Source organism: Mesorhizobium sp. CA15 (genome assembly GCF_020165215.1).
GTDB lineage: Bacteria > Pseudomonadota > Alphaproteobacteria > Rhizobiales > Rhizobiaceae > Mesorhizobium.
The window spans coordinates 151,949-161,723 of the sequence record NZ_JAIUHQ010000012.1 but is presented as its reverse complement, the minus strand read 5'-3'; the positions used below and the strand labels follow the sequence as shown (position 1 = coordinate 161,723).

The 9,775-nt window shown below is 64.7% G+C and carries 11 protein-coding genes; 2 read left to right on the top strand and 9 right to left on the bottom strand.

Translation table 11 applies throughout. The annotated features are described in order from the left end of the window. Positions 1 to 354: 354 nt before the first annotated feature. Positions 355 to 1,245 carry a LysR family transcriptional regulator gene (locus tag LB515_RS19695; RefSeq protein ID WP_224708695.1) on the bottom strand — a complete coding sequence of 297 codons (891 nt, stop codon included), beginning with the start codon at positions 1,243 to 1,245 and terminating at the stop codon, positions 355 to 357. Positions 1,246 to 1,341: 96 nt separating this feature from the next. On the opposite strand from LB515_RS19695, the gene LB515_RS19690 reads away from it, so the two are divergent. Further along, positions 1,342 to 2,337, top strand: a complete 996-nt coding sequence (locus tag LB515_RS19690; protein WP_224708694.1) for an aldo/keto reductase — start codon at positions 1,342 to 1,344, stop codon at positions 2,335 to 2,337. 229 nt (positions 2,338 to 2,566) lie between these two features. Here the strand turns inward: LB515_RS19690 and LB515_RS19685 are convergent, their stop codons facing one another. The 7 genes from LB515_RS19685 to LB515_RS19655 all read right to left on the bottom strand — a co-directional run bounded on the left by LB515_RS19685 (position 2,567) and on the right by LB515_RS19655 (position 8,917). After that, on the bottom strand, positions 2,567 to 3,169 hold the full coding sequence (locus LB515_RS19685; RefSeq protein ID WP_224708693.1) for a nucleotidyltransferase family protein: 603 nt from the start codon (positions 3,167 to 3,169) through the stop codon (positions 2,567 to 2,569). A gap of 39 nt (positions 3,170 to 3,208) precedes the next feature. Then, positions 3,209 to 5,617 carry a phenylalanine--tRNA ligase subunit beta gene (gene pheT / locus LB515_RS19680; protein WP_224708692.1) on the bottom strand — a complete coding sequence of 803 codons (2,409 nt, stop codon included), beginning with the start codon at positions 5,615 to 5,617 and terminating at the stop codon, positions 3,209 to 3,211. Next, entirely contained in the window at positions 5,614 to 6,051 is a 438-nt protein-coding gene (locus LB515_RS19675) for a GFA family protein (RefSeq protein ID WP_224708691.1), read from the bottom strand. Before LB515_RS19675 ends, pheT begins: the two co-directional genes overlap by 4 nt. Further along, entirely contained in the window at positions 6,048 to 7,145 is a 1,098-nt protein-coding gene (gene pheS, locus LB515_RS19670; protein ID WP_224526026.1) for a phenylalanine--tRNA ligase subunit alpha, read from the bottom strand. Before pheS ends, LB515_RS19675 begins: the two co-directional genes overlap by 4 nt. A 145-nt stretch (positions 7,146 to 7,290) precedes the next feature. After that, positions 7,291 to 7,692, bottom strand: coding sequence for a 50S ribosomal protein L20 (rplT, locus tag LB515_RS19665; RefSeq protein WP_042637600.1), 402 nt, complete (start codon positions 7,690 to 7,692; stop codon positions 7,291 to 7,293). 38 nt (positions 7,693 to 7,730) lie between these two features. Next, positions 7,731 to 7,934: a 50S ribosomal protein L35 gene (gene rpmI / locus LB515_RS19660; protein ID WP_027166935.1), complete on the bottom strand. Its 204-nt coding sequence runs from the start codon at positions 7,932 to 7,934 to the stop codon at positions 7,731 to 7,733. A 335-nt stretch (positions 7,935 to 8,269) separates the two neighbouring features. Further along, positions 8,270 to 8,917, bottom strand: a complete 648-nt coding sequence (locus tag LB515_RS19655; protein ID WP_140843487.1) for a methyltransferase family protein — start codon at positions 8,915 to 8,917, stop codon at positions 8,270 to 8,272. Here LB515_RS19655 and LB515_RS19650 point away from each other — a divergent pair. Next, positions 8,916 to 9,074 carry a hypothetical protein gene (locus tag LB515_RS19650; protein ID WP_224546267.1) on the top strand — a complete coding sequence of 53 codons (159 nt, stop codon included), beginning with the start codon at positions 8,916 to 8,918 and terminating at the stop codon, positions 9,072 to 9,074. The genes LB515_RS19655 and LB515_RS19650 overlap by 2 nt on opposite strands. A 74-nt stretch (positions 9,075 to 9,148) precedes the next feature. On the opposite strand, the gene infC is transcribed toward LB515_RS19650, so the two are convergent. Beyond that, positions 9,149 to 9,685: a translation initiation factor IF-3 gene (gene infC / locus LB515_RS19645; protein WP_095767981.1), complete on the bottom strand. Its 537-nt coding sequence runs from the start codon at positions 9,683 to 9,685 to the stop codon at positions 9,149 to 9,151. Between the last annotated feature and the right edge of the window lie 90 nt (positions 9,686 to 9,775).

Genomic DNA, 9,775 nt, shown 5'->3' with positions numbered 1-9,775 from the left:
TCTCCCCCGATCGACGGGGTAGAGGAAAGGCGCCAAGCTTTTTGCCTCAACGCCCGTCCAGCAACGCTCCTTTCCTTTCCCTCCGGAGGGGGGAAAGGTGGCGCTGCGAAGCAGCGACGGATTGGGGGAACAACGTGGCAATCAAGCCTCGGCCTGATCAGTCGCGCCAGTCACAGAAGATGTGTGCATAGCGTAGCCACATTCTGGAGGGAGGAAACGCCAACCGCCGAGATTGCGGCCTCGAAAAGCCTGGCTTTCCTCTCCGCCATGAACATGGGTGAGAGGTGAACGCGCAGCGGCCGGAGTGGGGGCTGGCGCTGCCATATGCGATTTACCCTGCCCATTTTGGGGGTGCTATCCGCTCACCTTGAAGAAATCCACGAACGCCCTGAGCGCCGGGCGCATCTGCCGGCGGCTAGGATAATAGACGAAGAAGCCGTCGAAGGGCGGGCACCAATCCTCCAGCACGCGGATCAGCCTGCCGTCGGCGAGCGGCGCCCGCACATAGGGCTCGAAGACGAAGGCCAGGCCGGCGCCGTCGACTGCCGCCTGGGCGATAAGATGATCCTCGTCGAGGATCAGCGGTCCTTCCACCGCGATCTCGATTTCCTCGCCGTCCTTCTCGAACTCCCAGCGATAGAGAATGCCGCTGGAAAAACGGAAGCGGATGCAGCGATGGCCTGCGAGATCGCGCGGATGACCTGGCTTCGGCATGGAAGCGAAATAGGACGGCGCTGCGACCACCGCGCCGCGGATGTCGGGCCCGATCCGCACCGCGATCATGTCACGCTGCAGGCTTTCGCCGAGCCTGACGCCGGCGTCGAAGCCGCCCTCGACGACATCGGTGAAGCGATCCTCGATGACGATCTCCAGCACGATGTCGGGATAGGCGGTGGCAAAGGCGCCGAGCCGTGGCGTCAGCACCAGATGCGCGGCGGTGCGCGGCACGCTGAGCCTGAGATTGCCGGCCGGCCGGTCGCGCGCCTCGACCGCCGTTTCCAGCGCGAGATCGATCTCGGACAGGGCCGGCCGCAGCCGTTCCAGAAGCTGCGCGCCTTCCTCGGTCGGCGCGACGCTGCGCGTGCTGCGCGCCAGCAGTCGCACGCCAAGCCGTGCTTCCAGGCTCGACACCGCATGGCTCACCGCCGACGGCGCGATGCCGAGCTCGCGGGCGGCGCCGCGGAAGCTGGCGCATTGGGCGACCGCGGCCAGCACGGCGAGTTGCGAGAGGTTCGTCCGATTCATCGTTCCATTTTATAGAGCAACCCGTACAAAAGAGAAAGAATTATCGAACGCATCGCGAGGCGCTATCTCTCCCCCATCGCAACAAGGAGATGCGCCATGAAAACCCGCAAACTTGGAACTGAACTCGAAGTCTTCCCCGTCGGCCTCGGCTGCATGGGCATGAGCTTCGGCTATGGCGGCCAGCCGGAGGCGGAAGCGATCGCCACGCTGCGCCGCGCCGTCGAGATCGGCGTGACCTTCTTCGATACGGCCGAAGTCTATGGTCCATACGAGAACGAGATCCTGCTCGGCAAGGCGCTGAAGCCGGTGCGCGACAAGGTGACGATCGCCACCAAATTCGGCTTCAAGATTTCCGAGCACGGCGAGGGCACCGACCGCATGGTCGGCGTCGACAGCCGCCCCGAGCACGTCAAGGCGGTGGCCGAGGCTTCGTTGAAGCGGCTGAACACCGACGTGATCGACCTCTATTACCAGCACCGCGTCGATCCGAACGTGCCGATCGAGGACACGGTCGGCGCCATGGCGGAATTGGTGCGCGAAGGCAAGGTCCGGGCGCTGGGCCTGTCGGAGGTGAGCGGCGCGACGCTGCGCCGGGCGCATGCCGTGCACCCGATCGCCGCGGTGCAGAGCGAATATTCGCTGTGGAGCCGCGATCCCGAGGATGAGGTGTTCGACGTCTGCCGCGAGCTCGGCATCGGCTTCGTTCCCTACAGCCCGCTCGGCCGCGGCCTGCTCACCGGCGCGATCGCCAAGCCGGACGCGCTCGGCGCCGGCGACTGGCGCCTCACTCTGCCGCGCTTCCAGGCCGAGGCGATGGAAGCCAACAACGCGGTCATCGCAGTGCTGGAGAAGATGGCGGCGCAGAAGGGCGTGACAGCGGCGCAGCTGGCGCTCGCCTGGGTGCTGCATCAGGGCGATTTCATCGTCCCGATCCCCGGCGCAAGGAAGATACGCCACCTTGAGCAGAACACGGCGGCGGCGAATATCGAGCTGAGCGCGGCCGAGGTCGCGGCGATCGGTGACGCGCTGTCGCCCGACAAGGTGGTCGGCAAGCGCTACACGGGGGAACTGCTGGCGCTGGTGAACGGGTGAGCGACAATGGAAGGGGCGCTTCGGTGCCCTTTTTTTGAGACGTTGGCGCGAGGCACCCCCCTCTGGCCTGCCGGCCATCTCCCCCGCAAGGGGGGAGATCGGATGTCGCGTCCGCTTTCGCCAATCGCCAACGCTACGAGGAGAAGCGCCGGCGCCCAAACTGCCAATCTCCCCCCTTGCGGGGGAGATGCCCGGCAGGGCAGAGGGGGGTGCCTCGCGCCAACTTATCCTACCACGCCACCACACTAACCTCCGGCCAATACTCCTGCGCCCTTCTCCCCTTCGCCTCATGCGTCCGCTGATTGTCCAGCACCCGGTTCGGCGTGATGCGAAACGAAAAAAGATCGTCGAGCCCGAACGGCGCCACCAGCTCCAAAGCTCCGTCGGCGTCGTACCGCACCCCGACCGCATGTGTCTTCGACGCGAAATAGCTCACCGACTCGCTCGCGCTCGCATAACGCGGACATTCCTGCCCGAACTTCACCGGATACCACAAATGCACCCGCGCCTGGTTGCGCACCTCGACCGGCAGCGCCATCCCCGCGAAATGCTCAGCCGCCCGGCGGATCACGGCATCCTCTGCCTCGTAGGAGAGGTCGGCGTCGTCGAAATAGAACAGGTCGACGTCCTTGATGCCGTAGCCCGGCGGCTTGCCGGTTAGGTGATTCCAGACGCTGTTGTAGAGCGCGCCGGAAACCACCAGCCAGCCGGGAAGCGCAAGCTCGCGCACTCGCGCCAGCGTTTCATCCAGCAGCGGATCGGCCGCGATGATGGCGAGGAACGCCGCGCGCTGTTCCTCGAAGGGGAGGCCGGAATAGCGGAGATGGTGCATCGCCCTTTGGAGAGCGATTCGCCATCTCTGCGCAATGCCTTACGCCCTCAGCACGCCGCCCGTCTGTTTGTTGACGTTCTCGACGATGCGTCTTGCGAGGGCCTCGAAGTCCTCGTCGGTCAGCGTCTTTTCGACCGGCTGGATCGACACCTCGATGGCTATCGACTTCTTGGCCGTCCCCAGCGAGGCGCCTTCGAAGACGTCGAACACCGAAACGCCGGTGACCAGCTTCTTGTCGGCCGCGAGCGCTGCCCGCACCAGTGTGCCGGCTTCCACCGACCTGTCGACCACGAAGGCGAAGTCGCGCTTCACCGCCTGGAAGGGCGACAGCTCCAGCTTCGGCTTGGTGCGTGTCGGCTTGGCCTTCGGCTCAGGCACGGCGTCGACGAAAACCTCGAAGCCGCAGATCGGACCTGACGCGTCCAGGCCGTCCAGCGTCCTCGGATGGAACTCGCCGAACGTGCCGAGCACCGTCTTCGGCCCGAGCTTGATCGTGCCGGAGCGTCCCGGATGATACCAAGCCGGGCCGCCGGGCTCGATCTGCAGTCGGTCGACCGGCGCGCCGCAGGCCTCGAGCGCCGCGATCGCGTCCGCCTTGGCGTCGAACACGCCCACCGGCCCGGCATTGCCGGCCCAGCTGCGGCCCGAGCCGTCGAGCTTGGCGGTGCCGCGCCGCACGCCGGCGGCGACGCGCCGCTGCTGGTCGGCGCCATCGCCCTCATAGGTGCCCGATACCTCGAACAGCGCCACATCGCCGATGCCCTTGTCGGCATTGCGCTGCGCGGCCGCGATCAGCCCCGGCAGCAGCGACGGCCGCATGTCGGACATGTCCGCGGCGATCGGGTTGGCGAGCTTGAGCGCCGTCTGGCCGCCGCCGAACAGCTCTGCATGCCTGGCGGGAATGAACGACCATGTGACGGCCTCCATCATGCCGCGCACGGCCAGCGCGCGCTTGGCGGCGCGGGTGCGCACCTGCAGCGTGGTCAGGATCTTGCCGTTAACCGCGTCATGCGAGGTAAGCGGCTGGGCCAAGATGTTATCGACGCCATGGATGCGCATCACCTCCTCGACCAGGTCGGCCTTGCCGTCGACATCCGGCCGCCAGGACGGCACCTCCACCTTGACGACATCGCTCAGTCCTTTCGGCTCGAAGCCGAGCCGGGTCAGGATGCCAAGGGCTTCCTCTCTCGGCACCTCGATGCCGGTCAGCCGTTTCACTTCCGACAGCGGGAAGGAGACGATCTTCGGCTTATGGCCGGCATAGCCGGCAACCTCGATTTCAGAAGGCGTGCCGCCGCAGAAATCGAGCACCAGCTTGATCGCCAGCTCGACGCCCGGCACCATGAATTCGGGATCGACGCCGCGCTCGAAGCGGTAGCGCGCGTCGGTGATAATGCCGAGCGCGCGGCCGGTGCGGGCCGTGGCGATCGGATCCCAGAGCGCCGATTCGATCAGCACGTCGGTGGTGTTCTCGTCGCAGCCCGAATGCTCGCCGCCCATGATGCCGGCGATCGATTCCACGCCATTGTCGTCGGCGATCACGCACATCTCCGGCGTCAGCGTGTATTCGCGCCCGTCAAGCGCCAGCACCTTCTCGCCGTCCTTGGCGCGGCGCACCACGAGATTGCCGGCGACCTTGGCGGCATCGAAGACATGCAGAGGCCGGCCGCGGTCGAAGGTGACATAGTTGGTGATGTCGACCAGCGCGCTGATCGGGCGCAAGCCGATGGCGATCAGCCGCTGCTGCAGCCATTTCGGCGACGGGCCGTTCTTGACGCCCTTCACCAGCGCCAGCGCGAAGCCGGGGCAGAGTTCCGGCGCCTCGATCCTCGCCTTGACCGGGCACAGGCCTTCGCCGGCATGCGGCATGATCCCGCCGCCGGTGAGCCGGCCAAGCCCGCTCGCCGCGAGGTCGCGCGCGATGCCGTAGACGCTGGTCGCATCCGGCCGGTTCGGCGTCAGATTGATTTCGATGACCGGATCGTCGAGATGCGCGTAGGCGGCGAAGCTGGTGCCGACCGGCGCATCCTCAGGCAAATCGATGATGCCGTTATGCTCGTCTGAGATTTCCAGCTCACGCTCCGAGCACATCATGCCGTGGCTCTCGACGCCGCGGATCTTGCCGACCGAGAGCGTCACGTCGATGCCGGGAACGTAGGTGCCGGGCGCGGCGAAGGCGCCGATCATGCCCGCGCGGGCATTGGGCGCGCCGCACACCACCTGCACCGGCGGCTTGCCGTCGCCGGTGTCGACGGTCAGCACGCGCAGCCGGTCGGCGTCCGGATGCTGCACTGCCGTCAACACTTTGGCGATGACGAAGGGTTTCAGGCCGGCCTTGTCATCGACATGCTCGACCTCGAGACCGATCGCGGTCAGCCGCTCAACGATCTCGGCAAGCGAGGCGTCGGTCTCGAGATGGTCCTTGAGCCAGGAGAGGGTGAATTTCATGACTGTGTTTCCGAGGGTCTTTGTTCTTCGGGCCGGGGCACGCTGGTCTTCAGCTCGCGCGGCAGCGCGTCGGGCATGTGCAGGAAGGGCAGTTGCTCGCGCACATGCGCATGCACTGTCGGCCTGAAATAGGCCGGCATGTCCATGGCGCCGAGCATGAAATAAACCTGGTTGTCGAGCCGCTGATCGAGATAGGCGATCGGCGAGCCGCAGATGCCGCAGAACGTGCGCTCCACCGGGCCGTTGCGATAGCTCTTCAGCGATTTGCCGTTGAGCGCGACCTGATCGGCCATGAAGCCGACAAAGGCCGACACCGGCGCGCCGCTGGCGCGCCGGCAATCGCCGCAATGGCAATAGCTGATGTGGTGCGGCTCGGCCGAGGCCTCGAACCGCACCGCGCCGCAGCGACAGCCCCCGGTGTGGGGTGCGGTCATGTCGACAGCCCCCCGAATAGCGTCGGCAGGTCGAGCGGCCGGAAGCCGTAATGCGACAGCCAGCGCACGTCGGCGTCGAAGAAGGCGCGCAGGTCCGGCATGCCATATTTCAGCATAGCGATGCGGTCGATGCCCATGCCCCAGGCAAAGCCCTGATATTCGTCGGGGTCGAGCCCGCCGGCGCGCAGCACGTTGGGATGCACCATGCCGCAGCCCAGTATCTCCATCCAGTCGGAGCCTTCGCCGAAGCGCACTTCGCCGGGACGCGAGCGGTCGCACTGGATATCGACCTCGAGACTGGGCTCGGTGAACGGGAAGAAGGACGGACGGAAGCGCATCTTGACCGACGGCACCTCGAAGAAGGCCTTGCAGAACTCCTCCAGCACCCACTTCATGTTGGCGACGTTGGCTGATTTGTCGACCACCAACCCCTCGACCTGATGGAACATCGGCGAGTGCGTGGCGTCGGAATCCTGCCGGTAGGTCTTGCCGGGGATGACGATGCGGATCGGCGGCTTCTGCTTCTCCATGGTGCGGATCTGCACGGGCGAGGTGTGGGTGCGCAATAGCTTGCGCTCACCCTTCTCGTCCGGCTGGAAGAAGAAGGTGTCGTGCATCTCGCGCGCCGGATGTCCCTCGGGAAAATTCAGCGCGGTGAAATTGTAATAGTCGGTCTCGATATCGGGGCCTTCGGCGATGGCGAAGCCGAGGTCGCCGAAGATCGCCGCGATCTCGTCGATCACCTGGCTGATCGGATGGATGCGGCCGCGCTCGGCCGGCGATTGGCGAACGGGGAGGGTGACGTCGACCTTCTCAGCCGCGAGCCGGGCCGCGATCGCCACATCCTTCAGTTCCGCCTTGCGCTGTGTGAGCGCTTCGGTGACGCGGTTCTTCAGGCCGTTGATCGCCGGCCCCTTCACCTGGCGCTCCTCGGCGCTCATTGCGCCCAGCGTCTTCAGCATTTCGGAGACGGAACCCTTCTTGCCCAGCGCCGAGACGCGCACCGCCTCGATCGCGGCCTCGTCCGCGGCCGCCGCGATTTCGGCGAGCAACGAGCCTTCCAGGGCTTCAAGATTTCCAGCAGTGGCGTTCACGGCGAAGCTCTCTCGGTCGGGCGACTGTCACCATTTCGGTTTCGTCGTCGCCATTTTGGTTACATCAGGCATAAGAAAAACCCGCGCCAGCCGTGCCAGCGCGGGTTCCCCAAATCAGAATTGCGTATGCTTGGGAAGCGCTGGCTTAGGCGACAGCGCTCTCAAAAGCATTCGGCGTGGTGTTCTTCAGATATTCGAGCGCGACCTTGGCCTTGGCGACCAGCGCGGCGAAAGCCTGCGGCTCGTGGATGGCCATGTCCGAAAGGACCTTGCGATCGATTTCGATGCCGGCCTTGTTGAGGCCGTCGATGAAACGGCCATAGGTCAGGCCATGCTCGTGGGTCGCGGCGTTGATGCGCTGGATCCACAGCGCGCGGAACGAGCGCTTGCGGTTCTTGCGGTCGCGGTAGGCGTATTGCAGCGACTTCTCCACCGCCTGCTTGGCGATGCGGATGGTGTTCTTGCGGCGGCCGTAGAAACCCTTGGCGGCCTTCAAAACCTTCTTGTGCTTGGCGTGGGCGGTAACGCCTCTCTTTACGCGTGCCATGTCATGATCTCCTTAAAAACGTTGTCCAAGCCGAGGGATTAGAGGCCGTTCGGCAGAAAATTCTTGATGACCTTCTTGCCGTCCGGTTCAGCCAGAACCATCGTGCCGCGGGCATCGCGAATGAACTTGTTGGAACGCTTGATCATGCCGTGGCGCTTGCCGGCGGCAGCCGACAGCACCTTGCCGGTGGCAGTAATCTTGAACCGCTTCTTGGCGGCCGATTTGGTCTTCATCTTGGGCATTTTGCTACTCCGTATTGGTGGCGCACCATCGCGCTTCTTGTCTCGCTTCGGGCCGACCAAAGCCCGAAAAGCAAATGAAACCGCCACGGCATGCCCTGCCGGGCGGTTTTCTTGGAACGGCGGTCCTATAGATCAAAGATGGCCGGCGTGCAACACCTGAAGCCATGCGACGCGCTGTCCTCGCCGTGCGCCGGCGGGAACGGTTGAGATTCAGGTCAGGCCGAGTCGAAAATGGTGGTTCCGAGAACCGGAGCGGAGCGTACTTAAAGTACGTGAGCACCGGAAGCGCAGGAAGCCGCCATTCGCAGGCCGGCCTCACCTGAATATCAGCCACCCTAAGGCAGCGTGAACCACACCGGCAGCATCCCCGACTGCTGCATGCCGTCGATCAGCTCAAAAGCGGGCAGCGCCACCAGGAAAACCAGGCCGTCGAGCAGCGTGTTCAAGAGCAGGCGCGGCCTGAAGCTGCCGGTATCGCCTTCCTGGTAGAGCGCCAGGTTCGGGAAGAACCGCGGCACCTTGGCCAGATAGGCCTGGTAGGGCGCGCCGAGCAGTTCCTTCAGGTAACGCTCCTCGCGCAGGATGACGATGTGGAAGGCGCCGGCGCAGAGCAGCGAGAACAGGATGATGCCGCTGAACGAGCCGATCTGCGCCCCGACCCCGGCGGCAGCCAAGGTCGAAAACAAATAGAGCGGGTTGCGGGTGATCGAATAGGGTCCGCCGGTGACCACCTCGGCTGATTTGCGCCCGCCGATATAAAGCGTCGACCACAGCCGCCCGACAATGCCGAGAAAGATCAAAAGCACGCCGAACATCTCGATCGACTCGTGCACGGACGTGTCCGGCGGAAAGGAAGACTGGCCGAACAGAAGCGCGCAGAACAGCACCACGATCAGCACCGCCAGCACGATCCGGCGCATGTGCTGGTAGCCGCCCAACCCCTCAGTCTGGTTGTCGGCTGAGACCTTCACTTCATCGACCATGACCCATCCGATCGTCGATTGGTTCGCGATCGGCAAAAGCCGATCGTCGATTGCTCGCGATCGCGAAGGGATCGTCGAGGTGGCTGGCGATCGGGTTGAAAACAGGCGCCCCGCCGATCGTCGGGACGCCGTGCCCGGCAATTCGGGCGGATTTTAGAGCGGGATACAAAGAGCCCGGCAACTCTCGAAACCGTGATGGACGCGACGCTTTGGCGGCCGCGCCATCCCTGGTCAGCGCGGCGCCAGAACCATCATCATCTGGCGGCCTTCGAGCTTCGGCTCCGCCTCGACCTTGGCGATCGTCGCAACTTCCTCGCGCACCTTGTTCAGAAGCTGCATGCCAAGTTCCATATGCGCCATCTCGCGGCCGCGGAAGCGCAGCGTCAGCTTGACCTTGTCGCCTTCCTCGAAGAAGCGCCGCACGGCCTTCATCTTGGTCTCGTAGTCATGGCTGTCGATGTTCGGGCGCATCTTGATCTCCTTGATCTCGATGACCTTCTGGTTCTTGCGCGCTTCGGCCGCCTTCTTCTGGTTGGCGTATTTCAGCTTGCCGAGATCGAGGATCTTGACGACGGGCGGCACCGCATTGGGCGAAATCTCGACGAGATCGAGCCCGGCCTCTTCGGCCAGCAGCAACGCGTCGTTGATGGAAACATCGCCTCGGTTCTGGCCGTCGGCGTCGATAAGCTGGACCCGGGGCACCCGGATGTCTCGGTTGGAGCGCGGCCCGTCCTTGGTGGGTGCCGCTGCTTTGAAAGGTCTGCGAATGGTCGTGGTCTCCTCGGCCGTTTCGTTCTGGGTTCTTTAGACAAAAGTAGGTGGACGCGCCTATGTGGGAAGCGCGGGGCGTGAGTCAAT

What these genes read in the sequence shown, in the direction of transcription:
- LB515_RS19695 (WP_224708695.1), bottom strand. Translation starts at nt 1,245, where the DNA reads ATGAATCGGACGAACCTCTCGCAACTCGCCGTGCTGGCCGCGGTCGCC.
- LB515_RS19690 (WP_224708694.1), top strand. Translation starts at nt 1,342, where the DNA reads ATGAAAACCCGCAAACTTGGAACTGAACTCGAAGTCTTCCCCGTCGGC.
- LB515_RS19685 (WP_224708693.1), bottom strand. Translation starts at nt 3,169, where the DNA reads ATGCACCATCTCCGCTATTCCGGCCTCCCCTTCGAGGAACAGCGCGCG.
- pheT (WP_224708692.1), bottom strand. Translation starts at nt 5,617, where the DNA reads ATGAAATTCACCCTCTCCTGGCTCAAGGACCATCTCGAGACCGACGCC.
- LB515_RS19675 (WP_224708691.1), bottom strand. Translation starts at nt 6,051, where the DNA reads ATGACCGCACCCCACACCGGGGGCTGTCGCTGCGGCGCGGTGCGGTTC.
- rplT (WP_042637600.1), bottom strand. Translation starts at nt 7,692, where the DNA reads ATGGCACGCGTAAAGAGAGGCGTTACCGCCCACGCCAAGCACAAGAAG.
- rpmI (WP_027166935.1), bottom strand. Translation starts at nt 7,934, where the DNA reads ATGCCCAAGATGAAGACCAAATCGGCCGCCAAGAAGCGGTTCAAGATT.
- LB515_RS19650 (WP_224546267.1), top strand. Translation starts at nt 8,916, where the DNA reads ATGACCCATCCGATCGTCGATTGGTTCGCGATCGGCAAAAGCCGATCG.
- LB515_RS19655 (WP_140843487.1), bottom strand. Translation starts at nt 8,917, where the DNA reads ATGGTCGATGAAGTGAAGGTCTCAGCCGACAACCAGACTGAGGGGTTG.